Raw genomic sequence first — 24,824 nt, 5'->3', positions numbered from 1 at the left:
TGGTATCCCTTTTCATCATTCGCCCGCGAACACGCCTTCAAGGCGGTCCTCGAGTTCGTCGCTCGCTTCGCGCAAGGCGGCGAGGGTGGCTTCGTCCGGCGACCACAGATTGCGATCACAGGCTTCAAGCAGGCGGTTGGCTACGCGCGCGGAGCTTTTCGGATTGAGGTCCGAAAGGCGGCGGCGCATGACTTCGTCAAGGACGAAGGTCTCGGAAATCTTCTGGTACACCCAGGGGGCAACCTGCCCGGTGGTGGCCGACCAGCCCAGCGTACTGGTGACATGGCCTTCGATCTGGCGCACGCCTTCGTAACCGTGCTCCAGCAGCCCTTCGAACCACTTGGGGTTCAGCGTGCGGGTGCGGGTTTCCAGATCGATCTGTTCGCCCAGCGTGCGTACCTTGGTGCTGCCGCGGGTCGCATCAAGGATGTAGACCGGCGTTTCGGCGCCCTTGGCCCGCGCGACAGAGCGGGTCACGCCGCCAAGCCCGTCGACATATTGATCGACATCATTGATGCCGAGCTCGACGCTTTCGAGGTTCTGGTAGGTGAAATCGACGGTGCTGAGCGCGCTTTGCAGCAATTCGCGCTGTTGCACCGGCTTGCCACTGACGCCGTAGGCAAAACCCTTGTTGATCTCGAACGCGTTGGCGAGTTCATCGGGATCGGCCCACACGCCGCCTTCGATCATCTGATTGACGTTAGCGCCGTAGGCACCTTCGGCATTCGAGAAGACCCGCAGAGCGGCGGTTTCCAGATCACAGCCATGCTTTTCCATCAGAGCCAGCGTGTGCTTGCGTACGAAATTGGCTTCAGGCGTTTCATCAGCCTGACTGGCAAGCAGCGCGGCTTCGGCCAGCATCCGGGTCTGCATGGGCAGCAAATCGCGAAAGATGCCTGAAAGCGTCATCACCACATCGATGCGCGGACGGCCCAGTTGTTCGAGCGCGATCAGTTCGGCGCCGCACAGACGGCCATAGCTATCGCGCCGGGGACGGGCGCCCATCAGCGTCATCGCCTGGGCAATCTGGACGCCTTCTGACTTCATGTTGTCCGTGCCCCACAACACCATGGCGATGTTTTCGGGGAAGGGTTCGCCGCCGTTGACGTGGCGGGCGATCAGCTGCTGCGCCTGCTCGCTGCCGATCCGGCAGGCATAAAGCGACGGCATCAAGAAGGGATCAAACCCGTGGATGTTGCGACCCGTGGGCAGAACATCGGAATTCACCACCACATCGCCGCCAGGCGCAGGCTGGACATAACCGCCATCAAGCGCATGGATCAGTGACCACATTTCATCCGAGGAATCGAGCTTGGCGCCCAGGGCTTCGCGGTCGCCCGGCGTATCGCCAAAGCTGGCGGCATCCATCATCGCGTCGAGCATGTCTTCCCGCTCGACACCTTCAGGGTTGCGGCCCAGCACGTGCAGGCCATGCGGGATCAGCGAGGCTTCGATTTCATAAAGCTGTGCAGGCAGATCGCCGATGTTGGCATATTTAATATCGAGCAGGCCGCACTGGTCGGCAATCAGTTCTGCGAGTTCCGCCCGCTCCATCGCATGATCGGCATCGTCAATCGTGGTGCGCCAGCGCTCGACACTCACCTTGAGTTCGACCAGACCCTTGTACAGTCCGGCCTGCGCCAGTGGCGGGGTGAGATAGCTCACCAGCGTGGCGCCCGAGCGGCGCTTGGCCAGCATGCCTTCGGACGGGTTATTGGCAGCGTAGAGATAGAAATTGGGCACATCACCGATCAGGCGGTCGGGCCAGCACTTGCCGGACATGCCAGCCTGCTTGCCTGGCATGAATTCAAGCGCGCCGTGCGTGCCGAAGTGCAGGATCGCATGGGCGCCGAAATCTTCGCGGATCCAACGGTAAAAAGCGCTGAAAGCGTGCGTCGGGCTGAATGTGCCTTCGAACAGCAAGCGCATCGGATCGCCTTCATACCCGAAGGTGGGTTGCACGCCGACGAAGACATTGCCGAATTGCACGCCCTGGATCAGGATATTGCCGCCATCGGTCAATTGCTTGCCAGGAGCAGGGCCCCACGCGGCTTCGATTTCGGCCAGATGCTTTTCGCGCCGCACATGATCGTCCGCCGGGATCCGGTGGGCGATATTGGCATCGGTGCCGTAGCGTTCCGAATTGCCCTTGAGCAGCGCATCGCGCATCGCGTCGAGGCTTTCAGGCACATCCACGCTGTAACCGTCGGCAGCGAGCCGCTCGAGCGTAGCGTAAAGCGATTCGTGCACCGCCATGAACGCAGCAGTGCCGGTGGCGCCTGCGTTGGGCGGGAAGTTGAATACCACGATCGCGAGCTTGCGCTGGGCACGTTCGCTGCGGCGCAACTGGATCAATTTCACAGTGCGCGCGGCCAGCGCTTCCGCGCGTTCCGGGCAGGCCTGCATCGGGCGGGCCTTGTGCGACGCGGGACGACCGCACTTGCGATCACAACCGTTGCAGCCTTCGCCGGATGCACCAGCACGCCCGCCAAACACGCTCGGCACGGTTGAACCATCAAGCTCGGGCATGGCGACCATCATGGTGGATTCGAGCGGGAGCAGACCCTGCGGACGCAACGCCCATTCCTCGATGGTCTGGAATTCAATCGCGTGGGCGGCGAGGTAGGGCAGGTCAAGCTTGCCCAGAATCTCGCGTGCGGCCTGTGCGTCGCTGTAAGCCGGGCCGCCAACCAGCGAAAAGCCGGTGAGGTTGACGATCGCGTCAACCGTCGGCTTGCCGTCGCGGTCGATAAAGAAGGCTTCAATCGCAGGGCGCGCGTCCAGCCCGCTGGCGAACACCGGCACGACCTTCAGGCCTGCCGCCTCGAACGCGGCAATCGCGCCGTCATAATGCGCGCAATCACGGCCCAGAAGGTAAGAGCGCAGCAGGATCAGCCCCACAGTGCCTTGGCGGCCTTCTTCGATCGGAAGCAGGCGCAGGCTTTCGGACATGCGTTGCTGGGTGCGCGGATGATAGACCCCGGTTTCGGGATATTCGAGCGGCGCTTCAGCCTTGGTCATCCCGCGGCGATTGGCACGCTCACCCGAAGCATACCGATCGATCAGCGACCGCACCATGGCGACCACGTTTTCGTCCGAACCGGCCAGCCAATATTGCATGGTGAGGAAATAGGCGCGTACATCCTGCGCGGTACCGGGAATGAATTTGAGCAGCTTGGGCAGGCGGCGCAGCATCTTCATCTGCCCGGCGCCCGAGTTGCTGGCCGGCTTGCCATCCTTGCCTGTGCTGCCGCGAAGCTTCTTGAGCAGTGCCAGAGGGCCCTTGGCAGGGGCGTCCATACGGTAGCTGCCCATACGCGTCAGCTTGACCACTTCGCCGGCCGACATCAGGCACACCATCGCATCGCAGGCTTCGCGCCGCGCTTCGAGTGAGGGCAGGATGGCGCGGATATGATCGTCAAGGAACAGCATCGTGGCAATCACGAAGTCGGCTTCGGCGATTGCAGCTTTGGCCTTTTCCAACTCGCCCGCATCGGTCCATTCGGATGCGGCAAAAAGGCTGATATCGATGCCATCGGGCGCCAGCGCCTCGTCGGCCCGGTCAACCGCACCCTTGAGGTGGTTGTCGAGTGTGACGATCACCACCCGAACAGGGGCCTGTGAGTCTACCGAGCGGGCCGAGGCGACATTACCGTGCATGGTGAGCCTTCGCGTCATAGAGGGTTTCAAGGTCGATCTGCGTGCGCCCTTCGGCGGCAGCAAAATTTTCGGTATTTCGGCGGGCCTTGCCACGCACGAAGAAGGGTATCTTCTTCAGTTCGCGCTCAGCCTCGACGGTCCAGAGTGACGCGTCATCATCACCCATCGCCATGGCCATGGCCGGAATGTCTTCAACCGGCGCTTCGGAAACGTCCGGCATCGTCGCCTTGCGGGGCGAATGCGCGGCATGGTGCGATGCGCCCGCTTCATCGGAGAACTCAAAGTCCTCGCGGAACATGGTCAAAAGATGCTCTTCCAAGCCCATCACCAGCGGATGGACCCAGGTATCGAAGATCACGTTGGCGCCTTCAAAGCCCATCTGGGGCGAGTGGCGCGCGGGGAAATCCTGTACGTGCACCGGCGCGCTGATGACCGCGCAAGGGATGCCGAGCCGCTTGGCAATATGGCGTTCCATCTGCGTGCCGAGCACCAGTTCGGGTGCGGCCGCTGCGATGGCGTCCTCCACTTCGAGGTGATCGTCCGTGATCAAGGCCTCGACCCCGCAACGCGCCGCTTCGGCGCGAACGTCCCGGGCGAATTCGCGAGCGTAGCAGCCGAGGCCACAGACTTCGAAGCCCAGTTCCTCGCGGGCGATCCGGGCGGCAGCGACGGCATGGGTGGCATCACCGAAAATAAAGACGCGCTTGGAGGTCAGGTAGGTCGAATCGACCGACCGGCTCCACCATGGCATCCGGGAAGAGGTGTCGCCGAGGGCAGGCGTGGGATCTGCACCTGCCAGCTCGGCGACGTCGGCGATAAAGGAGCGGGTAGCTCCCACGCCGATAGGGATGGTCCGCACAGCAGGCTGATCGAAAGTCTTTTCGAGCCAGCGGGCGGCCTCATCTGCGATTTCGGGATACATTACGATATTGAAATCGGCGGCGCCGATCTGCGTAATGTCTTGCGGGGTAGCGCCCAAGGGAGCGACGAGGTTCACCTCGACCCCCAGTTGAGCGAGAATCTTGCGGATCTCGACCAGATCATCGCGGTGGCGAAAGCCCAGCGCGGTGGGACCGAGGATATTGGCGCGTGCAGGCCGGCCTTCGCGCGGGGCGCGTGCGATAGTCTTGTCGGCCAGCGTGCGCACAATCTGGTAAAACGTCTCGGACGCGCCCCAGTTTTCTTTGCGCTGATAGCTTGGCAGTTCGAGCGGGATCACCGGGCAGGGCAGGTCCATTGCTTCGGACAGGCCGGCCGGATCATCCTGGATCAGTTCAGCGGTGCATGACGCGCCGACGATGATCGCCTGCGGCTTGAACCGGGCCACGGCTTCGCGCGCGGCATCTTGGAAAATCTGCGCTGTATCTTTGCCCAGATCGCGGGCTTCAAACGTGGTGTAGGTGACCGGCGGACGTTTACCGCGCCGCTCGATCATCGTGAACAGCAGGTCCGCATACGTATCACCCTGCGGCGCGTGCAGCACGTAATGGAGCTTTTCCATCGCGGTAGCGACACGCATGGCGCCGACGTGGGGCGGGCCTTCATATGTCCATACAGCCAGTTGCATCGCTTAAATCTCCAGCATGTCACGGCGCCGCAGCGGCCGCGCAAAGAGTTCAGCGAGATCCGCGGCTTGGTCAAAACCATGGATCGGCGAGAAGACGAGTTCGATGGCCCACTTGGTGGTCAGGCCTTCGCCTTCGAGCGGGTTGGCCAAGCCAAGCCCGCACACAGTGATGTCGGGCCGGTCAGCGCGCACGCGATCAAGCTGGCGATCCAGGTGCTGGCCTTCGGAAAGGCGCACGTTCGGGCCAAACCGATCAAGCTCGCGGGCAAGGTGCGCGCGGTGCAGATAGGGTGTGCCGACTTCGATCAATTCCATGCCAAGTTCGTCCTGCAGGAAGCGCGCAAGCGGCACTTCGAGCTGCGAATCGGGAAGGAAGGTGATGCGCTTGCCTTCAAGTTGCGGGCGCAGGTTAGCCAGAGCGCGGGTCGCACGGGCACGGCCGGGCGCAATCACTTTTTCTGCCACTTCCGGGTCAACACCGAAGGCCTGCGCAGCGGCGCGAAGCCAATCGGTCGTGCCGTCGACGCCGAAGGGGAACAGCGCATCAATGCGCTGCGCACCGCGACCTTCGAGCGCCATTGCGGTCTCGGCAAGGAAAGGCTGAGCAAGCAGATAACGCGTGCCGGGACCAACGCTGGGCAGATCGCGCGCATTGCGAGCGGGCAGGCAGCCAACCTTGGCAATGCCCATTTCTGCAAACAGGCGCAGAAACTGGTCTTCGACGATGTCCGGGAGACTGCCAACAATCAGCAGTTCTTTGGGAGCATCGGCGGGAAGGCCAGGCATCACCGGCACAAGCGCGGTAAGGCAGGCATCCTCGCCTTGCGTGAAGGTCGTCTCAATACCGCTGCCCGAATAATTGAGAATGCGAACCCGGGGAAGATGAACGGCGCCGAGACGCTCGGCAGCCTTGGCAAGATCCAGCTTGATGACTTCCGAGGGGCATGAGCCGACAAGAAACAGCGTGCGGATGTCAGGGCGGCGTTCAAGCAGGCGGTTGACCACCCGATCAAGCTCTTCCTGCGCATCCAGCATTCCGGCCAGATCACGCTCTTCCATGATCGCGGTCGCAAAACGCGGCTCGGCAAAAATCATCACGCCGGCCGCTGATTGCAGCAGGTGAGCGCAGGTGCGTGAACCGACGACCAGGAAAAAGGCGTCCTGCATCTTGCGGTGCAGCCAGATGATGCCGGTGAGACCGCAAAACACTTCGCGCTGGCCGCGTTCACGCAATACCGGACGGGCTGGCGCAATGTCCTGAACATCGTCGCGGGCGATTTCAGCCGCGCAGCCATCAAGGATGTCGAGCGCGCTCATGCTGTCACCGCCTTGCCATGAATGTTGCCCTGAAGCCGCGCCATCCGCAGCTTCCAGATGAACTGGCCGGCGTTAATCACATAGGCTGCGTAGCCCGCCAGCGCGACCATCATGCGCTGTTCCAGCGTGCCCACCTCACCCAGCAACATCACCAGATATAAGGTGTGCAAGCCGAGCACGAGCATCGAGAACACGTCTTCCCAGAAGAAAGCCGGCGCAAACAGCCATTTGCCGAAAACGACCTTCTCCCAGATCGAGCCTGTGATCATGATCGTGTAGAGAACGAGGGTTTTGAGGACGACCGATACGTCCGCGGCAAAGGCACCTTCTCCTGTTGTGAGGGTGCGAATCACGAGCCCGAGGCTGACGACGAAGACCAGAAACTGTACCGGTGCCAGAACGCCCTGAACTATCGTCCAGACCGATTTGTCCCGACGCTGCCGTTCGTCCGCGGTGTAAAGCGCGTAAGTTTTGCCTTGTGTCAGCCCCGCTCCCTTCACCGGAGTTGCGGGTGCGGCCGGGGATGTCTGATCCGTCCGTGTCATGTGATGCGTCAACCTTTTCTCTCAGAATCAGAGATTACGCTATCCAACTTGAGTGTCAACTAGATTGGACGTTTAGTTTTGTTGACGATTGCACATTCCTAGGTAAGATCGGCGGTGCACTGTCAAAATCGACGTGCGAAAGAATCGTTGGCTTTTCGGGATCTGAGCCACGACCGGTTGTGTTGGATCGGTCACTACCTCCTGCGGAAGGTTCCTCCGCACGACCTTGGAGGGTCTGACGAATGGGAGAGTCTAAGGCTTCGAGCGTGTTCGGTGCGGGATCGGCGGTTCTGCGGGGCGTCATTTCTGCGCCGCTTGAGGCTGTCAGGCGTCGCAGCGCTGCGCCCAGTCAGGTCAAGTCCGACTCTGTCAACGTCATCATCGAAAGCGAGATCATACCGCGCCTGTTGATGGCCCACGCCGGTTCCGATGTGCAAAGCCGTTCGCGCCGTGTCCGTACAATATCGGCCGATGATGCGTCGCGCTTTGCGGTGCTGCCACTCCGGCTCGAAGCCGCCAGCCTGCTCGAAGAGGTCGATCGCTTCATTACCAAGGGCGCCAGTGTTGAAACCATATGTCTCGATCTGCTGGCCCCCGCCGCGCGCAAATTAGGCGAAATGTGGGAACGCGATGAGTGCGATTTTCTTGACGTTACAATGGGTTTGTGGCGTCTCCAGGAGGTGATGCGCGAAGTGGCCGCACGCTCCCCTACGGTGCTGGGCGGCTTGAGCGTGCCCTTTTCCGCACTGTTTTCACCCATGCCGGGCGACCAGCACAATTTCGGGACACTGATGATCGAGGAAGTCTTTGCACGAGGCGGCTGGCGCAGCGAGGCGCTAGTCAAGCCGGAGCGACGCGAGTTGCTCGACCGGGTTGCACGCCAGCCCTTTGACCTCATCGGATTGACGCTGGCGCGCAACTGCTCCAGCGCCGCTCTTGCCAATCTTATCAAGGCGGTACGAAATGTGTCAGCCAATCCTCACATCATCGTGCTTGTCGGTGGACGGATGATCAACGAAAACCCCGGGTTATCAGACGAAGTTGGGGCTGATGGAACCGGAGCGGACGCTTTGGCGGCGCTCGAATTGGCGAACGCGTTGCTGAAAAGCACCGTGCCCCGCCAATTGAACATGCCGTAGATTCGACCGACCATGCTCACACGCAAACACAGCATTGATGGCAAGCACCCGTTCGGGAACGCGGCCGCGCTGTTCGACACCCTTGATGCTGATGCTGCAATGAAGCTGGCGATGGTCGCAGGGGACGTAACACTCGTCCTCAACGACACCGGAACCATTCTTGATGCCGCGTTCGATCCGCGGGAATTTCCAGCCTTTGCCGATATGATCGGCACCAACTGGATCGAGACAGTGACCGACGAAAGTCGCCCGAAAATCATGGAGATGCTGGCCGCCGCCCGGCGCGGCGAAGTGCAGCATTGGCGGCAGGTCAACCACCCATCGCGGGATGGCGATGTGCCGATTCGCTATTCCGTATTGAGCGTGAATAACGGCGAACACCGCATCGCCTTTGGCCGCGATCTGCGCGAGGCGGGCAAGCTTCAGCAGCGCCTGCTGCAGGTACAGCAGTCGCTTGAGCGTGACTATCTGCGGATGCGACAGCTCGAAGCGCGCTATCGCATGCTGTTTGAACGCTCGACCGAACCGGTCATGATTATCGAAGCCGGGACTCTGCGCATTCGTGAAGCCAATCCTGCGGCGCATAGCCTGGTGGGCACACGTGTCGGTGGGCTTGCCGGCAAGAAGTTGCTGACATTCATAGACAAAAACTTCCACGACGCGATACAGGCGCTGGTCGGTGCGGCGCTGGTTTCGGACACGGTCAGCCCGGGCCGGATCCGCATTGCCCGCGGTGCGCGCGAAGTTTTGGCCACAATCAATGGCTTTACCCAGGATCGCGGGCAGTTTTTGCTGGTGCGGTTGGTTCCGGCAAGTGATCGCCCTGCGCCTGATTCCTCCCCTGTTCTGGCTCTGGTTGATCAGATGCCGGATGCCTTCGTTGTGACCGACAGCAATCTGGAAATCGTCACGGCCAATGCCGCCTTTGTCGAACTTTTGCAGGCGGCAAGCGTCGATCAGTTGCGCGGGCGGCACTTGTCGGAATCGATCGGTCGGCCTGGCATCGACCTTGATCTGATTGAAGGTCAGATTGACCAGCACGGCGCGGCGCGTAATGTGACGACGATCTTGCGCGTAGGACACGATCTCGACGGCGAAGCCGTTGAATTGTCAGCGGTTCGTACCTCGGGCGAGGATGGCTATTATGCCTTCGTTATCCGTCCGATCGGCCGCCGTTTGCGCGATTTGCCACCCGGTTCGCAAGATCTCCCGCGGTCGGTCGAGCAATTGACCGAACTTGTGGGGCGGATGAGCCTGAAGGATATCGTGCGGGAAAGCACCGATCTGATCGAGCGGCTGTGCATCGAAGCGGCGCTGTCTTACACCTCGGACAATCGCGCCTCAGCGGCAGAAATCCTCGGCCTTTCGCGCCAGAGCCTGTATTCCAAGCTGCATCGCTATGGCCTTGGCAATCTGGCGGGCGACAACGAATAAGCTGCGCCCGCTGTTGGAGTTAAACGCGGGCGGACCCCATCCTTTGCATAACTTGCATCGCATAGCGTCTGCGCGTGCCTGAAACGGGCAAGCGGGGGTCTATGCGGGGTCAAGCCCGACCTAGAGCGACCTCCGTTGAGGCGCCCCAAAATCGCCCGGCAATCCAACATGACACATAAGCTGTCATGCATCGAACAGCGGTTGGACGCGCATAAACGGCTTTCTGAACAGAAAAATCAGCCCAATCGCAATAAAAAGTGTCAAAACAATTTGACGCTTTCATCTGTCAGGCATAGCTTTGACATATGGATCGCTCTGTTTCTTCGACTCGTCCTGTGACCGATCCGGCGCCGCCGCCTGGTGTGCGTCCCAGATCCGCGCCGCGTCCGCGCGACGTGCTGGAGCTTCTCAAGCCGATCACATGGTTCCCGCCGATGTGGGCCTTTATGTGCGGGGCGGTTTCGTCCGGCGCCGGGCTTGAGGGTCGCTGGTGGTTTGTTGCGGGCGGCGTGCTGCTTGCCGGGCCGCTGGTGTGTGGCACGTCCCAGGCCGTCAATGATTGGTTTGATCGCCATGTCGATGCCATCAACGAGCCCAATCGCCCGATCCCTTCGGGTCGCATTCCGGGTCGCTGGGGGCTGTATATTGCCATTATTGCCACGCTGATTTCAGCGGGCATCGGCTGGCTGCTTGGTCCCATCGTGTTTGTTGCAGGACTTGTTGGCCTCGCGTTTGCCTGGGCCTATTCCGCCCCGCCATTGCGCTTCAAGGCCAATGGCTGGCTCGGCCCGCTGGTGTGCGGACTGACCTATGAAGGGCTCAGCTGGTTTACCGGCGCCGCCGTGATGCTGGGGTCCATGCCTTCGGTCGAGGTCATCTGCGTGTTGGTGATGTATTCGCTGGGCGCGCACGGGATTATGGTGCTGAACGATTTCAAGGCGGTCGAAGGCGATCGCCAGACCGGCCTTACATCGCTGCCTGTCGTGATGGGCGTGAGCGTTGCGGCAAGGCTCGCCTGCACCACCATGGCGGTGGCGCAGATTGTTGTGATTGCCCTGCTGGCCATTTGGGGTTTTGGCCTTTCGGCGCTGATCGTGACCGCTGTGCTGGTGGCGCAGATCGCTGCGATGCCCAAGCTTATCCGTGACCCGGCCAAGAACGCACCGTGGTATAACGGCGTGGGCGTGACTTTATATGTCCTCGGAATGCTGGCGGCGGCGTTGGGCCTTGGCGGCTATATATAGTGCATGGTTCGCTCGCCTCGCCTCTGACACAGACCGCACTTCCCGGATTTGGCTGGCTGGCCATTGTCCGCATCGGGTTGGTGCAGGCGAGTATCGGCGCGCTGGTGATGCTGGCGACCACGGTGCTGAACCGGGTGATGGTGGTTGAGCTGGAATTGCTCGCCGCGATCCCGGCGGGATTGGTGGCGTGGCATTATGCTGTGCAGCTCGGCCGTCCGTTGTGGGGCCATTCCTCCGACAAAGGGCGCGGCCGAACAAAATGGATCATTGGCGGTGTTGCCGTGCTGGCGGCAGGCGGACTGCTGGCGGTTCAGGCGACCTTGATCATGGACGGTGCCTTTGGTGCCGGCTTTGCGCTCGCGGTGCTGGCCTATGCCCTGATCGGCGTCGGCGTGGGCGCCGGCGGCACATCGGCGCTGGCGTTGCTGGCGAGCGGAGTCGCGCCGGAACGCCGCGCGGCGGCAGCGGCTGTGACCTGGATCATGATGGTCGCCGGGATTGTGGTTTCGGCGATCACAGTGGGCGAATTGCTCAAGCCTTATTCGCCTGAGCGGCTTTTGATCGTGGCGGGCGGCCTTGCCTTGGCGACCGTGACGCTGACCGTGTTGGCGACCTTCCGGCTGGAACGGCAGGCGGGGCGGTTCGGCCATGCGGCGTCATCTGACACGGCCCCTGATTTTCGCGCCGCCATGGCTGAGATCTGGAATGAGCCCGCGGCGCGGCGCTTTACCATCTTCATCTTTGTCTCGATGATCGCCTTTTCGATGCAGGACCTGATCCTTGAACCCTTTGCGGGCCTGATTTTTGGCATGACGCCGGGCGAATCGACGCAGCTGGGCGGGCAGCATCAGGCGGGCATTTTGCTGGGCATGATCATCACCGGCATCGGTGGTAGCGCCCTCAGCGGCAAGCGGCCCGATGGCTTGCGCATCTGGGTCGTGTGCGGATGCCTGCTGTCCGCAACCGGCCTTGGCGCGCTGGCGCTGGCGGCGGTGGCGGGGCCGGGCTGGCCGCTCGGCGCGAATGTGTTTGTGCTCGGCCTTGGTAATGGCGTTTTCGCGGTTGCCGCGATTGGCGCGATGATGGGTCTGGCAGGCGCAGGCGCCAAAACGCGCGAAGGCGTACGCATGGGCGTGTGGGGCGCAAGCCAGGCCATCGCCTTTGGCCTTGGCGGGCTGACCGGCGCGGTCGGCGTGGATCTGGCGCGGCGCTCTTTGGCGAGCGACGGCGCAGCATTTCAACTGGTTTTCATGATCGAGGCGGCGGCATTTGTGCTGGCGGCCATACTTGCCGTGAAGGCGACCGGGGGTGCGGCCATTCAGGCCGGCATCGCGCGGCAGGAAAGGGAGATTTTCGCATGAACGAGACCATTTATGACGCGGTCATCATTGGCGGCGGGCCTTCGGGTGCAACGGCGGCCACCGATCTTGCTCTTGCGGGCCATTCGGTGCTGCTGATGGAGCGCGGTGGGCGGATCAAGCCTTGCGGCGGCGCGATCCCGCCGCGCTTGCTCGCCGATTTCGATATTCCGCAATCCTTGCTGGTCGCCAAGGCACGCTCGGCCCGGATGATTGCGCCCTCGGGCCGCGCGGTGGATATGCCGGTGGGCGAGATCGGCTATGTCGGCCTGGTCGACCGCGAGGAGTTCGACGAAGCCTTGCGTGTGCGCGCAGAGGAGTCCGGCGCCGAACGGCTGACCGCCACCTTCGAAAAGATCGAGCGGGATGATGAAGCGCACCCGATCGTCACCTTCCGCCGCAGCCGCGGAGCACCGATTGAAAGGGTGCGCGCCCGTGTCGTCATCGGCGCGGACGGTGCGCGATCTGCCGTCGCCAAGCAATGTCTCGTCGGCGCGGAGCGCATCCCTTGCGTGTTCGCCTATCACGAGATCATCAAGGCTCCGGCGCGCAATTCCGAACAGTTCGATGCGACGCGCTGCGATGTCTATTACCAGGGCCGCCTGTCGCCCGATTTCTACGCCTGGGTGTTCCCGCATGGCGACACCGCCAGCATCGGCGTGGGCAGCGCCAACAAGGGCTTTTCCTTGCGCGGCGCAATCGCCACGATGCGCGATGATCTGGGCCTTGACCGCTGTGAAACGCTGCGCCGCGAAGGCGCGCCGATCCCGTTGAAGCCGCTCAAGCGGTGGGACAATGGCGCAGACGTGATTGTGGCCGGCGATGCCGCAGGTGTCGTGGCACCCGCTTCGGGTGAGGGGATCTATTACGCCATGGTGTGTGGCCGCGTGGTCGGCACGGCTGCGTCCGCCTTCCTCAAGACCGGCGACGCCAAACAGCTGCGCGGCGCGCGCAAGGCCTTCATGAAGGAACACGGCACTGTGTTCTGGGTGCTGGGGATGATGCAATATTTCTGGTATTCGTCCGACAAGCGCCGCGAACGCTTTGTCACCATGTGCGATGACAAGGATGTGCAGGAACTCACCTGGCAATCCTACATGCACAAGAAGCTGGTCCGCAAAAAGCCGATGGCGCACGTCAAGATCTTCCTGAAAGATACCGCGCATCTGCTAGGCTTGAGGGCTGCAACCCGCTAACGCTCGCGCCCATGAACAGAATGATGATGATCCCAGTGACCGTGGCGACAGCCGCGGCACTGTGCGTCGCCGCGCTTGGCGCAACGGTCACGGACCTTGGCCCCTGGTATCAGGCGCTGGCCAAGCCGGACTGGAACCCGCCCGACCTTGTGTTCCCGATGGGGTGGACCGTGATCTATGCGCTGATCACCGTGGCCGGCATCACCGCATGGCGCGCTGCGCCCCGGTCTGCGCAGGCAGAATGGGTGCTGGGGCTGTTTGCACTCAACGGGTTTCTCAACATCAGTTGGAGCCTGATCTTCTTCCGGCTCCAGCGCCCAGATTGGGCCCTTTACGAGCTGACGCTGCTATGGCTCTCGATCCTCGTGCTCATCATCTACTGCGGCCGCTTCTCCAAGACGGCGGCCCTGTTTCTGGTGCCCTACCTCGGCTGGGTGACATTTGCCGGCGCGCTCAACTGGGCGGTTGTTCAGCTGAACGCGCCGTTCGGCTGACCTTGGGGGCAAAAGCAGGGGGCCTTCTATGACCGGCGCGGACCTCACCGCAATCCTGTTCGATAACGGCCACGCGGCTGACGTGATCCTTGGCGTGCTTGCGATCGAGGCGGTGTGGCTGCGGCGATACCGGGGCTGGAGCGGGCAGGCCATTGTCGGCCTGCTCGGCACCGCAGCGTTGATCGTGCTAGGGTTGCGCGCCGCGCTGGTGGGGGCCGACTGGTGGTGGGTGGCTGTGCCGCTGGCTGCATCCTTGCCCTTGCATCTGATGGACCTGCGCACACGGTTTGGCGCCGATAAGCCGCACCACGACTGACCGGGACTGGCCGGGAAAAGGCAGACCCGCTCCCCTGCTTCCCCGCCTTCCACACACATTCCCTCGCCCCGCGCCTCCACAAAACCAAGACAAAGAAAAACCCGGCCGGACCAAAGTCCGCGCCGGGTTTTTTCTATCCAGGTGGGAGAAGCCGGGCCTGTGAAGGCCCGGCTGGCTCTCAGCTTCCGGTGGAGGCCTGCGCCGCACCGCTCGGATCGTAGTTGATTGTATCGGGAGCATAGTAATGTTCTTGCGCCCAAAGATACCAGTTATCGACCACGGTGCCGGTCAGCAGGATCCCGATGCCGCCCGTAAGCGTCGTCAGAACCGCAAACCACCAGGCCCAGCGGTGAATGGATTCAAAGCTTGCATTGAAGCCCATCACCCAGCGCCAGTACAGCGCGCCGCGTTCTGCAGCCGTGCCACGATCGGTAATCTGTTCGATCTCGCGTTCGCCGCCATAACGGCCAAGCGCCAGGATCGTCGCACCGTGCATCGCGAAAAGGAGAGCCGATCCGTAAAGGAAGACAATCGAGAGCGCATGGAAGGGGTTGTAGAACAGGTTTCCGTAGACCAGCGAGAAGTTGTTGGTCCAGTTGAGGTGTTCGAAGATGCCGTAAGGTACGGCTTCCGACCAGCTGCCCATCAGAAGCGGGCGGATGAAGCCCAGCACCAGGAACAGCCAGATGGCAGAGGCAAAGGCCCAGGGAATGTGCATCCCCATGCCGAGCGCTTTGGCCCGTGTGTAGGTGCGCCCCAACCAGCACAGCACCGAGATCGTCAGGAATGCGCCTGTCAGGATAAACCATCCGCCCTCATTCAGAGGCACGAACGGGCTGAACCCATATTCCGGCCCCGGAGGCGCCAGATAGAGCCAGAAGAACTCCCGCATGAAGCCTTGCGGGCTCCAGTTGACCTGGGCTGCAAAATTAAGCCCGATGATCGCGATCGCCAATCCGCCGAATACCAGAGATATGGTGCCCAGCAGGCCGAGATAGACAGGGCCGATCTGGGCCTGGCCCAGCTTGCCCATCCAGTAGTTGTGTCCAACGAGGGCAATGCGGCCCTCGCTACCATCGAGGTGCGGGACGCCCATTTCGGGCGGTCCCTGAACTTGCACCTGGGTAAAAATGTTTTGATATGTCGCCATAAATCAGGCTCCTTACGACCAGATCGGAATTTTTTTCCAGAAGTCCCAGAATTCGATCCAGCTGCCGACATACAAGGTGCCGGAAATTACGATGCAGATGGCGCTCCAGAACCCGGCGCTGAGCGCAAGGAAGAGTCCCACCCGGTGAATGCCGAGCGTGCCGACCGAGTAGCCGATGAAGTCCCGGAAATAGGTATCTTCATATTCCGGCGACTTGACGTCGGTTCCGCCAGTCGGATTGACTGCTGAAAGCACCAGACCGCCGTGCAGCGCGAGCGCGAGCGTGTTCGTAAAGAAGAACGTGATCGCGATCATATGTGCAGGGTTGTAGTGGAAGTTGCCAAACGCATATCCGACGTTCGAGACCCACTCGAGGTGCGTCCAGATCCCGTAAGGGAAGCCGTTGCCCCAGGCGCCCATCCACAAAGGACGGATGACATTGAGCGATACATAGGCAAACACCGCAACCGAAAAGGCGAACGGAACGTGATAACCCATGCCGAGTTTGCGGGCGATTTCAGCCTGCCGCATGACCCACGAGCTAAACGCTATGACAGCGCAAATGGTGATGACCTGCCAGTATCCACCTTCGGCCATCGGCGCGAAGCTGAGGCCATATTCGATCGCGGGTGGATTGATCGAGATGAGCCAGGGGTTGAGTGTCGGACCCTGCGTTGCAGCGGCGAAGATCAGAACCGTGCCAAGCAAGGCGCTGATTGCCGTCGTCACTCCAAAGAAGCCGACATAAAACGGCCCGACCCAAAAGTCGAAGAGGTCGCCGCCGATTAATGTACCACCGCGTGTGCGGTATTTCCGCTCGAAACTAAGGAGCGCCATAAGTCCATCCTTCCCGCCTGTAAGGCGGGCGCTAAATTCTTGCCAAAAAGTGATGGGAGGCAGGCAGGCGAACCTGCCCCCTCACATTTAAAGCAGGTGTTATCCTGCCGCCGGGGCTTCCGACGACTCGATAGCAGCCTGAACCGGTGCGGCCACGCCAGGAGCGCGTTCGAGCCAGTTGTAACGATCCGTGCTGAGCAGGATGAAGTGAATTGAAAAGGCGAGCACCGCGAGGCCAACATGCAAGGCAACGAGGGCGCGACGGATGTCAAAGTAAAACCAGACTCTCCACATGGGAAATTCCTTTATTTGAGGGATATGCGTGTCCTGAAAGGCCGGCTGAGCCGGCCCTCAGACGATTATTGGCCGAAGCCTGCACCGATCCAGGGCTTGTAAGCCCACATCAGGGCGTGCGCGACCAGAGCGATCACGGTGTACAGGGCGAAGGTGCCCATAAAGCCCTTGTGGATTTCCTGTGCCTCTTCAGGCGTCAGATGCGTTCCGATACGTTCGTTCATCGGGTTTTCTCCGTTCAGTTGGGTAGTATCGAGAGCAAGATTGCTCCCGTCGTAGTCCCCGCGTGATCCCCCACGTGGATTGGAGAGCCCCATTTTCAGGGGCGTAGGGATGTGCCGTCGCGGATCTGGTCCGCAGCAGCGACAAAGGGTGGGAAGAGGCGGGCATGATGATCATGCGCTCGCATCTTCGAGCAGTGGTGCCGGAAGTTTGCCCTCCAGGCAGTCTGCAGTAACTGTGGTCAGCCCGCGGCTACGCGCCGTGCGTTCGGCGGTGTCGCGCAAGGCCTTGGCGGCGGAAATCCGCACCAGCACCGGTTGCACTTCAACCAGTTGGTCGAGCAGCATCTTGGCATCATCGGTCCAGCCAAGCTGCGCCAGATTGCGCGCCGGGGTGGGATCGACCTTGTCGAGCTCGGTCCCCAGCGGAAGGATGTGGAACAGCGCATCAAACAGCGCGTTGCACACTTCCTGCACCAGATAGGTCGCGCCCGAATAGCCCATGAAGGGGGTTCCGGTATGACGGCGGATCGCCGCGCCGGGGAAGCTGGCCGGGATGAACTGTGTGCTCGGGCCGTAACCGCTGCCGGTCTTTTCCGCGAGGTACATGCGTTCGTTGTAGCTGCCGAACATCACCAGCGGCGGGTTGGTGTGCAAGGACTCGCGCACCGCGTGATTATCGGTTTTGACCCCGGCGCAGCGCGATGCGGCGATGGTGCAGGGCAGGCCCATATCCTCTTCAAGGAACTGGCGAATGCCGCGCGCGTAGGTTTCATTGGCGACGATGCCGAAGCTCGCCGTGCCGAAGAAATCCTGCGTGACCGAGCGCCACAGATCCCACAAGGGCTTGATCGTGGTGTGCTTTTCGCGCTCGATGAACGGTTCCGGGTCAAGCCCGAGTTCCGCGGCCAGAGCGCGCAGGAATTTGGTGGTCTGCGTGAGGCCCACGGGCGCCTGGAAATAGGGCCGCTCCAATGTCTCGCACAGATTGCGGCCAAATTCGCGGTACATGCACACGTTCGCGTCACTGGTGGCCAGATCGCGGATGTCAGCCAGGTGGCTGCCGAGCGGGAAGACCGCGCCAATTTCCGCGCCGATGCCTTCGATCAGGCGGCGGATCTCGGCCAGATCGCTTGGCATGTTGAACATGCCGTAGCTGGGGCCGATGATGTTGACGCGGGGCTTATCGCCGTCCTTGCGCACGCGTGGGGCGGGCATTTTCTTGGGGCCGAATTCGGTCCACAGCCACGTCAGCGCGCGGTCGGCAGATTGCCATTGATCTTCATCGATGGTGCGTGGGAGGAAGCGTTTGATATTGGTGCCTTCAGGCGTCACGCCGCCACCGATCATTTCGGCGATGGAGCCGGTGACGACCACGGCAGGCAGCTCGGTATCCAGCGCCTTCCAGGCGCGCATCATCGCGCCTTCGGTGCCGGTCTTGCCCAGTTCTTCTTCGCCCAGGCCGGTAACGACGATGGGGAGTTCATGCGGGGGCAGCGCATCGGTGTAATGCAGAACGCTTGTCACTGGCAGGTTTTCGCAACCGACCGGGCCATCGATGATGACCTGCAGACCTTTGACTGCGGTAAAGACGTAGGTTGCGCCCCAGTAGCCGCCAGCGCGGTCATGATCGAGAATGAGAGTCATGATCCCACCGCCTCTGACGCCTTGCGCGCCGCATCGTTGAGGGCCGCATACTTTTTGCGGAACTTGGGCCGGTCGACGGGGAGAGTTTCCCACACGCCTGCGGCATGATCGGTGCCGACGCCTTCGAAGAAATCGCGCATCGCATCAAAGCGCGCCTTGTTGGCCATCGCCGCGTTGATGACGGTGGCAAGGCTGCCAGCGCCTGCCGGGCCCATCAGCGGCCGGGCCGAAATCAGGTTGGTGAAATACAGCGAAGGGATCGCGCGGGATTTGGCGTGCTGGACCACGGGCGTGGTGCCGATCGCCAGATCGGGGCGGTATTCGTCAACCGCAGCAATATCCTGCTCAAGACTAGCGCGGAACTGTACGTGCACGCCGCGCGCTTCGAGCCATTCGCGGTCAGGATCCGACCATTTGGTGCGCGGGGTGGCGGTGCCGACATAAGGCACTTCGGCGCCGCTTTCGACCAGCAGGCGGGCGACCAGCAGTTCCGAGCCTTCATAGCCCGAAACCGTGATCCGGCCCTTGATCGGCATGGCTGACAGCGCGCCCTTGCAGGCAGCGATCATGGTGTTCTTGACCGCATCGACCTTGTCCTGCGGCAGGCCGAGCGTATCACCGAGCGATTGCAGCCAGGCCGCCGTGCCATCCGCACCGACCGGAGCAGAGCCAATGATCGGGCGTCCGGCCGCTTCGAATTCACGAATGCTGGCGGTGTAGAACGGGTGGATCGCGGCGACGACCGCGCAATCGAGCGCGGCATAAAGCTCGCGCCATTCGCGGGTCGGCACGACCGGACCAGCAGCAAGACCCAAGGGCGCCAGCATCTGCCCGATCACCACCGGGTCTGCCGGAAACATTTCGCCCAGCAGCGTCACCGTGGGCAGATCAGAGCGTTCACGCGGCGCGGCGACGGGGCCAGCGGCCACTTCTTCGCGGGCATAATTGAGCATTGCGCCGGCCAGCACGTCTTTGGCTTCCGCGTGGGTCGGGATGCCGAAGCCGGGAACATCGATGCCGATGATCCGCACGCCGTTGATCGCCTTGCCCAGCAACCGCAGCGGCACACCGCTGGCGGTGGGTACGCACAGGTTGGTCACGATGATGGCGTCGTAATTTTCCGGATCGGCCAAACCTTCGACCGCTTCCTTGATGTCCTCGAACAGCTTGCCTGTGACCAGTGTTTCGCTGGAGAAGGGCACGTAGCCGACTGTGCGGCGCGCACCATAGAAGTGCGACGTGAAGGTCAAACCATACACGCAGCAGGCCGAGCCTGACAGAACGGTCGCGGTGCGGCGCATCCTGAGGCCCACACGAAGCGAGCCAAAGGCGGGGCACATGGATTGCGGCTGATCGTGCGGGCCAGCGGCCGCATCAACCGGGTAATCGGCGGCGTATTGATCGAGAATCTCGCTCTTGCCCGCTGTCCGGGCCGCTTCGCGCATCGTGTCCTTGGAAGAACACGCGCCGCCGCTCTTTACTGCGCCGGCATCGAGGTCGATCCGGTCAGGGGCACGGTTGCCGTTGGTGGGGAAAGCATCGCTCATCGCATCAGGCCTCGTCGTAAATCACTTCGAGGCTCGGCTTGGTCTCATAGACGCCGCCGCGCATGTCGGCCTGGGTGGCCGGCATCAATTCGACATTGGCGCCGGTGATGTCCGCGCTGAACAATCCGAGCAATCCGTCCTGCGTGAGCGGGGTCGGGCGCACCGGCGGTGCTTCGGCCACGTTCACGGCCAGGTCTTCAAACAGGCTCGCCCATTCGCCGCCGGGGATGCCGATGATCTGATAATTGGCGCTCTTGCGGCGAATGTCTTCATTCGCCGGGATAGCGGTCAAAACCGGAATGCCAACGGCTTCGGCAAAGGCGTGGGCTTCGCCCGTACCATCATCCTTGTTGATGATCATGCCAGCCACACCGACATTGCCGCCCATCTTGCGGAAATATTCGACCGCCTGGCAGACATTGTTGGCGACATAGAGCGATTGCAGATCGTTCGATCCAACCACAATCACCTTCTGGCACATGTCGCGGGCGATCGGCAGGCCGAAGCCGCCACACACCACGTCACCCAGGAAATCGAGCAGGACGTAATCGAAGCCCCAATCGTGAAAGCCGAGTTTTTCCAGCAGCTCGAAGCCGTGAATGATCCCGCGACCGCCACACCCGCGACCCACTTCGGGGCCGCCGAGTTCCATCGCGAAAACGCCATCGCGCTGGAAGCACACATCTTCAATGCGGACTTCTTCGCCAGCGGCCTTTTTCTTCGAGGAAGTTTCGATGATGGTGGGGCAGGACTTGCCACCGAACAGCAGACTGGTGGTGTCCGATTTGGGATCGCAACCGATCAACAGCACGCGCTTGCCCTGCTGGGCCATCATGTAGCTGAGATTGGACAGGGCAAAGCTCTTGCCGCTCCCGCCCTTGCCGTAAATCGCGATAACCTGCGTTTCGCTTTTGATTTCGCCGGTGTGGACCGGATCAGGCTCAAAGCTCGCTTCGTCGCGAAGGGCAGCCATCTGGTTTTCAAGGACAGACATCAGCATTCGCTCCAATCAAGTATCATCTTCAGGCAATCAGGGTCGTTGAAGGCCTGTGGGTAGGCCTCCATCGCTTCACCGGCAGGACGCCGGTTGGTGATCAGGCCGGTCAGGCCTAGTCGTCCGCATTCGATCAGTGCGCGGGTTTCAGCCAAATCGCCCGGCTGCCATTCGGCAGCGACACGGAAATGGGCTTCGCGCATGAAGGCTGCGGGGAAGGCAAAGTTGATCCGATCGGAATAGAAGCCGGCCAGAACAATCTCGCCGCCCTTGGCCAGACGCATGATCAGATCATCAACCAGGCTGGCATCGCCGCTGGCGTCATAGATGGCGTGATAATCGCGGCGTTCGTCTGTTGACGGGTCGATCACCTGGTATCCCACAGCGCCTTCACGGCGGGCCGGATTGGTTTCCCACACGGTCGGCGCCGTGCCACCCAGCGCCAGCGTCAGACGGGCGAGCAGACGGCCCAGCACGCCGTGGCCAATAATAAGATCAGGCAGCGCCTCGCGCCGGGCAAAGCCGCCCTTGATTGCGTGGAGCGCCGTGGCAGCCAGCGCGCACAGCGTACCGGATTCACCAAGGCTTTCAGGAATGAGAATGGCGCGGGCCGAAGGAACAATCACGGTCTTGGCCGTGCCGCCGAAAAGGCCGCGGGCGTCGGTGTAGCAATTGGCGCCGGGAACAAAGACCCAGTCACCGATGCGTCCGCGCGCCTCGATCCCGGCATCGATAACCCGGCCGACGGATTCATATCCGGGAACCAGGGGATAACCAAGGCCGGGGAAGGGCGGCATACGCCCGCTCCACAACAGCTTTTCGGTGCCGGTGCTGATGCCGCTGAAGGCAACCTCAACCACGACATCCGATGCTTCCATGGGCTTCATCTCAAGCGATCGCAGAGCGAGACGCTCCGGTGCTTCAAGAATGACGGCCAAGGTATGCATTATGTCGGTCTCTCCGAGGTTTGTTGAGCAGGGCAGACCGAGTCGGGAACTCCAATTCTGCGTCTTGCTGAGTGTTTGATACGCCTTACGCTTTAGACTGTCAAACTTATTGGACAAGTTATGTTCAGGCCCGTGCGATGATGATGCTGGCGTTGACCGGCTGCGCGGTTGCGACGGTCCGGGCCGAGGCAAAGCCCGCCGCATGCAGCATGGCGATGATCTCTTTCGGACTGCGTGGACGGCCCGAACCCATGGCCCACAGATATAGGCCGAAGAAGGCTTCCCCCATCGGCTGCGCGCCGGGAATGCGCGCCATCGGCTCGGCAATCAGCAGGCGTGCGCCCGGCGTGAGGCTTTTGTGGATATTGGCAAGAAGGCCTTGTGCAGGCGCATCATCGTGGTCGTGCAGGATGCGGATCAGTGACACCATGTCGTAGCCTTGCGGGATGGAATCGCTGAAGAAGTTGCCGGGATGGGCCGAAACACGGTGCGCGCCCAGCGCGTCACCCAGAATGCGACCACCGGTAGCGGCCACTTCGGGCAGATCGAACAGCCCCAGCTTCAGATGCGGCCAGGCCGCGCCGATATGGCGCAGGAAGGCGCCATGCCCGCCGCCAACATCAAGCAGCCGCTCCACATCGCGAAACGGCATCGAGGCCAACACTTCGTCCGCAACGAAATGCTGGGAGGCCGCCATCAGTTCGGAATATTCGGCAGTCTCTGTCCCGCGCTCGCTCGCACCGTGAAGCGCGCCGGCATAGGTCCAGAAGCGTGACAGATCGGTCGGCGCCTGCCGATCGGCGCGCAGCAGCGCTAGGGGATCGGCAAGATCGGCATAGAGCAGCCGGTGATGGCGGATCATCGCCTGAACGCCGGGATTGCTCGCGAAGACAGCGCCTTGTTCGCCCAGCATCCACTGGTCTAACGCAGGCTCCTCGGACAGTTTGAGCGGTCGCCCTGCCCGCAGCAGGGTCAGCGTAGCATGGTCCGATAGATCAAGCCGCGCCGCGATGTCAGCCGCGCTGTGCGGCCCGGATTTCAGGACATCGAACAGGCCGCTCTCTACATAAGCGCGCAGCACCTGCGAATAGGCAAATCCTGCCAGCAGATCGAACGCGGCGTCGGCGCGGCTGCGCGCGATCCGCTTGATCAGGGGTAGGCGCGCCGCCCAATGCTGAAAGCGGGGCGATGCGAAAATGCGGTTTCGGCGGGTGACATATCCGACCTTGAAGGTGGCCCATGTGTTCACTGTCGGTTTGTTTCATCGGCCATATGTCTAAATAATTGGACAGAGACGAGCGTAAGGTCAATAATAATCGGCACGTGGATGGGAGCAATGACAGGTGAAGGCGCGAGTCGTCGTGATCGGGGCAGGAATAGGCGGGCTGACCAGCGCCGCCCTGCTTGCTGCGCGCGGCGCGGACGTGACTGTGCTGGAAAAAGAGGCATGGGTCGGCGGCAAGGCACGCCGGGTGGCCGTGGACGGCGCCGAAATTGACGGCGGGCCAACCGTGTTCACCTATCGCCAAGTGTTTGACGAAGTGTTCGCCGCGTGCGGCACAACGCTCGCCGAACATGTGACCATCACCCGCGCCGATGTGATCGCGCGCCACGCGTGGGACGCTTCGGGACATCTTGATCTTTACACCGATCCCGAACGCAGCGCGGCCGCCGTGGGCGCCTTTGCCGGGGCGGAAACAGCTGCAGGCTATCGCAGCTTCACCGCCGAGGCCAAGCGCATCTTCGAAGTCCTCGAAGACCCGTTCCTGCGCGGCGACAAAGCCTCCACGCCCTTGCCGATGATGTGGCGGATCGGGCCGTGGCGGATCGGCGATGCGATGGCGATGCGCCCGTTTGACGGGATGTGGAAAGCGTTGGGCGGGCATTTCAAGGACGCCCGCTTGCAGCAATTGTTCGGGCGCTATGCCACCTATTGCGGATCATCGCCCTTTGCTGCGCCTGCCACGCTGATGCTGATTGCCCATGTCGAGGCGCAAGGCGTGTGGCTGATCGAAGGCGGCATCCACGCGCTGGCCAAGGCTATTGCCGGCCTAGCGCAGCAACAGGGCGCGCAGGTGCGGACAGAGGCGCACGTCGACGAAGTGCTCACGGCAAACGGGCGCGCCAGCGGTGTGCGGCTTGCCTCGGGTGAGGTTATTCCGGCCGATATCGTCATCTGCAACGGCGATCCGGGCGCGCTAGCCACCGGACGCCTTGGCGAGGCTGCGATCCATGCTGTGCCGGCGATCCCGCAGGCCAAACGCTCCTTGTCCGCGCTGGTATGGTATGCCCACGCGAAGACGGAAGGGTTCGACCTTACGCATCACAACGTCTTCTTTTCCCGCGACTACGCCCGCGAATTTCGCGAAATCGGGGAGGGGCGAACCCCGTCTGAACCGACAGTCTATGTCTGCGCCATGGACCGCGGCGCGAGCGACACCGCCGCGGCGCCCAAGGGGCGCGAACGCCTGCAAATCATCGTCAACGCTCCCGCCAACGGAGACGTTCACCACTATACGACCGAGGAGAGAGCCCGATGCACCCAAGCCATGATGGCAACGCTCATACGCTGCGGCCTTCAACTGGAAGAGCCGCTGCCGCATCAGCTCATGACCCCCGAGGATTGGGAGGCCCTGTTCCCGGCCACGGGCGGCGCCCTTTATGGCAGAGCGTCGCACGGCTGGGCGGCCTCCTTCCAGCGTCAGGGGCCGAAAACCCGGATTTCCGGTCTCTATTGCACGGGCGGGGCGACCCATCCGGCCGCTGGGGTGCCCATGGCAGCCTTGTCCGGGCAGCTGGTAGCGCGGGTGATCGCGAAGGACCGCGCTTCAATGAAGACATCCCGCCCGGCGGCTACAGCTGGTGGTATGTCGACGCGATCAGCGACGACGGGCAGCACGGGCTGACGATCATCGCG

21 protein-coding genes are annotated in these 24,824 nt (G+C 62.0%); 8 read left to right on the top strand and 13 right to left on the bottom strand.

What is annotated here, in order from left to right:
* Window positions 1-15: 15 nt before the first annotated feature.
* Genes ACRANW_RS14155 through bchF form a run of 4 tightly spaced genes read right to left on the bottom strand, consistent with a single transcriptional unit; the run spans window position 16 to window position 7,089 of the window.
* Window positions 16-3,660, bottom strand: a complete 3,645-nt coding sequence (locus ACRANW_RS14155) for a magnesium chelatase subunit H (protein WP_479432393.1) — start codon at window positions 3,658-3,660, stop codon at window positions 16-18.
* On the bottom strand, window positions 3,650-5,227 hold the full coding sequence (gene bchB / locus ACRANW_RS14150) for a ferredoxin:protochlorophyllide reductase (ATP-dependent) subunit B (protein WP_479432392.1): 1,578 nt from the start codon (window positions 5,225-5,227) through the stop codon (window positions 3,650-3,652). The genes ACRANW_RS14155 and bchB overlap by 11 nt, the downstream gene beginning before the upstream one ends.
* Window positions 5,228-5,230: 3 nt before the next feature.
* On the bottom strand, window positions 5,231-6,544 hold the full coding sequence (locus ACRANW_RS14145) for a ferredoxin:protochlorophyllide reductase (ATP-dependent) subunit N (protein ID WP_479432391.1): 1,314 nt from the start codon (window positions 6,542-6,544) through the stop codon (window positions 5,231-5,233).
* Window positions 6,541-7,089 carry a 2-vinyl bacteriochlorophyllide hydratase gene (gene bchF, locus ACRANW_RS14140; protein ID WP_479432390.1) on the bottom strand — a complete coding sequence of 183 codons (549 nt, stop codon included), beginning with the start codon at window positions 7,087-7,089 and terminating at the stop codon, window positions 6,541-6,543. Before bchF ends, ACRANW_RS14145 begins: the two co-directional genes overlap by 4 nt.
* A gap of 242 nt (window positions 7,090-7,331) precedes the next feature.
* Between bchF and ACRANW_RS14135 the strand changes: the two genes are divergently transcribed.
* From ACRANW_RS14135 to ACRANW_RS14105, 7 genes are all read left to right on the top strand, one after another.
* A complete protein-coding gene (locus ACRANW_RS14135) occupies window positions 7,332-8,228 on the top strand; it encodes a cobalamin B12-binding domain-containing protein (protein ID WP_479432389.1) in 897 nt (298 codons plus the stop codon).
* 12 nt (window positions 8,229-8,240) lie between these two features.
* On the top strand, window positions 8,241-9,662 hold the full coding sequence (gene ppsR / locus ACRANW_RS14130; protein ID WP_479432388.1) for a transcriptional regulator PpsR: 1,422 nt from the start codon (window positions 8,241-8,243) through the stop codon (window positions 9,660-9,662).
* Between the two features lie 335 nt (window positions 9,663-9,997).
* Window positions 9,998-10,906 (top strand): chlorophyll synthase ChlG, encoded by a 909-nt coding sequence (gene chlG / locus ACRANW_RS14125; protein ID WP_479432387.1) that lies wholly within the window; start codon window positions 9,998-10,000, stop codon window positions 10,904-10,906.
* The gene (locus ACRANW_RS14120; RefSeq protein WP_479432386.1) at window positions 10,906-12,267 is read left to right on the top strand and encodes a BCD family MFS transporter; all 1,362 of its coding nucleotides are present in this window, start codon (window positions 10,906-10,908) and stop codon (window positions 12,265-12,267) included. The genes chlG and ACRANW_RS14120 overlap by 1 nt, the downstream gene beginning before the upstream one ends.
* The gene (locus ACRANW_RS14115) at window positions 12,264-13,460 is read left to right on the top strand and encodes a geranylgeranyl diphosphate reductase (RefSeq protein ID WP_479432385.1); all 1,197 of its coding nucleotides are present in this window, start codon (window positions 12,264-12,266) and stop codon (window positions 13,458-13,460) included. Before ACRANW_RS14120 ends, ACRANW_RS14115 begins: the two co-directional genes overlap by 4 nt.
* 11 nt (window positions 13,461-13,471) lie before the next feature.
* Window positions 13,472-13,954, top strand: coding sequence for a TspO/MBR family protein (locus ACRANW_RS14110; RefSeq protein ID WP_479432384.1), 483 nt, complete (start codon window positions 13,472-13,474; stop codon window positions 13,952-13,954).
* 28 nt (window positions 13,955-13,982) lie between these two features.
* A complete protein-coding gene (locus tag ACRANW_RS14105) occupies window positions 13,983-14,270 on the top strand; it encodes a hypothetical protein (RefSeq protein WP_479432383.1) in 288 nt (95 codons plus the stop codon).
* 178 nt (window positions 14,271-14,448) lie between these two features.
* Here ACRANW_RS14105 and pufM read toward each other — a convergent pair whose 3' ends face one another.
* The 9 genes from pufM to ACRANW_RS14060 form a co-directional block, all read right to left on the bottom strand.
* The gene (gene pufM, locus ACRANW_RS14100) at window positions 14,449-15,420 is read right to left on the bottom strand and encodes a photosynthetic reaction center subunit M (protein WP_479432382.1); all 972 of its coding nucleotides are present in this window, start codon (window positions 15,418-15,420) and stop codon (window positions 14,449-14,451) included.
* A 12-nt stretch (window positions 15,421-15,432) separates the two neighbouring features.
* Window positions 15,433-16,257 carry a photosynthetic reaction center subunit L gene (gene pufL / locus ACRANW_RS14095; protein ID WP_479432381.1) on the bottom strand — a complete coding sequence of 275 codons (825 nt, stop codon included), beginning with the start codon at window positions 16,255-16,257 and terminating at the stop codon, window positions 15,433-15,435.
* Window positions 16,258-16,356: 99 nt separating this feature from the next.
* Window positions 16,357-16,551: a light-harvesting antenna LH1, alpha subunit gene (gene pufA / locus ACRANW_RS14090; protein ID WP_479432380.1), complete on the bottom strand. Its 195-nt coding sequence runs from the start codon at window positions 16,549-16,551 to the stop codon at window positions 16,357-16,359.
* A gap of 65 nt (window positions 16,552-16,616) precedes the next feature.
* Window positions 16,617-16,775 carry a light-harvesting antenna LH1, beta subunit gene (gene pufB, locus ACRANW_RS14085; protein ID WP_479432379.1) on the bottom strand — a complete coding sequence of 53 codons (159 nt, stop codon included), beginning with the start codon at window positions 16,773-16,775 and terminating at the stop codon, window positions 16,617-16,619.
* Window positions 16,776-16,946: 171 nt separating this feature from the next.
* On the bottom strand, window positions 16,947-18,419 hold the full coding sequence (gene bchZ, locus ACRANW_RS14080) for a chlorophyllide a reductase subunit Z (protein WP_479432378.1): 1,473 nt from the start codon (window positions 18,417-18,419) through the stop codon (window positions 16,947-16,949).
* On the bottom strand, window positions 18,416-19,966 hold the full coding sequence (gene bchY, locus ACRANW_RS14075; protein WP_479432377.1) for a chlorophyllide a reductase subunit Y: 1,551 nt from the start codon (window positions 19,964-19,966) through the stop codon (window positions 18,416-18,418). The genes bchZ and bchY overlap by 4 nt, the downstream gene beginning before the upstream one ends.
* A 4-nt stretch (window positions 19,967-19,970) precedes the next feature.
* Window positions 19,971-20,960: a chlorophyllide a reductase iron protein subunit X gene (locus tag ACRANW_RS14070; protein ID WP_479432376.1), complete on the bottom strand. Its 990-nt coding sequence runs from the start codon at window positions 20,958-20,960 to the stop codon at window positions 19,971-19,973.
* Window positions 20,960-21,907 carry a chlorophyll synthesis pathway protein BchC gene (bchC, locus tag ACRANW_RS14065; RefSeq protein WP_479432375.1) on the bottom strand — a complete coding sequence of 316 codons (948 nt, stop codon included), beginning with the start codon at window positions 21,905-21,907 and terminating at the stop codon, window positions 20,960-20,962. The genes ACRANW_RS14070 and bchC overlap by 1 nt, the downstream gene beginning before the upstream one ends.
* 124 nt (window positions 21,908-22,031) lie before the next feature.
* Window positions 22,032-23,156 (bottom strand): methyltransferase, encoded by a 1,125-nt coding sequence (locus tag ACRANW_RS14060; RefSeq protein WP_479432374.1) that lies wholly within the window; start codon window positions 23,154-23,156, stop codon window positions 22,032-22,034.
* A 94-nt stretch (window positions 23,157-23,250) separates the two neighbouring features.
* Between ACRANW_RS14060 and crtD the strand changes: the two genes are divergently transcribed.
* Window positions 23,251-24,813 carry a 1-hydroxycarotenoid 3,4-desaturase CrtD gene (crtD, locus tag ACRANW_RS14055; protein WP_479432373.1) on the top strand — a complete coding sequence of 521 codons (1,563 nt, stop codon included), beginning with the start codon at window positions 23,251-23,253 and terminating at the stop codon, window positions 24,811-24,813.
* Window positions 24,814-24,824: the final 11 nt, after the last annotated feature.

This window comes from Erythrobacter sp. 'gip.4 top 5' (assembly GCF_056495765.1).
This window is presented reverse-complemented; position numbering and strand designations above follow the sequence as displayed.

Coding starts and splice junctions, on each gene's coding strand:
- ACRANW_RS14070 (WP_479432376.1), bottom strand. CDS start 20,960: ATGTCTGTCCTTGAAAACCAGATGGCTGCCCTTCGCGACGAAGCGAGC.
- pufB (WP_479432379.1), bottom strand. CDS start 16,775: ATGAACGAACGTATCGGAACGCATCTGACGCCTGAAGAGGCACAGGAA.
- bchY (WP_479432377.1), bottom strand. CDS start 19,966: ATGAGCGATGCTTTCCCCACCAACGGCAACCGTGCCCCTGACCGGATC.
- bchF (WP_479432390.1), bottom strand. CDS start 7,089: ATGACACGGACGGATCAGACATCCCCGGCCGCACCCGCAACTCCGGTG.
- ACRANW_RS14145 (WP_479432391.1), bottom strand. CDS start 6,544: ATGAGCGCGCTCGACATCCTTGATGGCTGCGCGGCTGAAATCGCCCGC.
- pufM (WP_479432382.1), bottom strand. CDS start 15,420: ATGGCGACATATCAAAACATTTTTACCCAGGTGCAAGTTCAGGGACCG.
- ACRANW_RS14105 (WP_479432383.1), top strand. CDS start 13,983: ATGACCGGCGCGGACCTCACCGCAATCCTGTTCGATAACGGCCACGCG.
- pufL (WP_479432381.1), bottom strand. CDS start 16,257: ATGGCGCTCCTTAGTTTCGAGCGGAAATACCGCACACGCGGTGGTACA.
- bchZ (WP_479432378.1), bottom strand. CDS start 18,419: ATGACTCTCATTCTCGATCATGACCGCGCTGGCGGCTACTGGGGCGCA.
- ACRANW_RS14155 (WP_479432393.1), bottom strand. CDS start 3,660: ATGCACGGTAATGTCGCCTCGGCCCGCTCGGTAGACTCACAGGCCCCT.
- ppsR (WP_479432388.1), top strand. CDS start 8,241: ATGCTCACACGCAAACACAGCATTGATGGCAAGCACCCGTTCGGGAAC.
- ACRANW_RS14135 (WP_479432389.1), top strand. CDS start 7,332: ATGGGAGAGTCTAAGGCTTCGAGCGTGTTCGGTGCGGGATCGGCGGTT.
- ACRANW_RS14115 (WP_479432385.1), top strand. CDS start 12,264: ATGAACGAGACCATTTATGACGCGGTCATCATTGGCGGCGGGCCTTCG.
- pufA (WP_479432380.1), bottom strand. CDS start 16,551: ATGTGGAGAGTCTGGTTTTACTTTGACATCCGTCGCGCCCTCGTTGCC.
- ACRANW_RS14110 (WP_479432384.1), top strand. CDS start 13,472: ATGAACAGAATGATGATGATCCCAGTGACCGTGGCGACAGCCGCGGCA.
- bchC (WP_479432375.1), bottom strand. CDS start 21,907: ATGCATACCTTGGCCGTCATTCTTGAAGCACCGGAGCGTCTCGCTCTG.
- bchB (WP_479432392.1), bottom strand. CDS start 5,227: ATGCAACTGGCTGTATGGACATATGAAGGCCCGCCCCACGTCGGCGCC.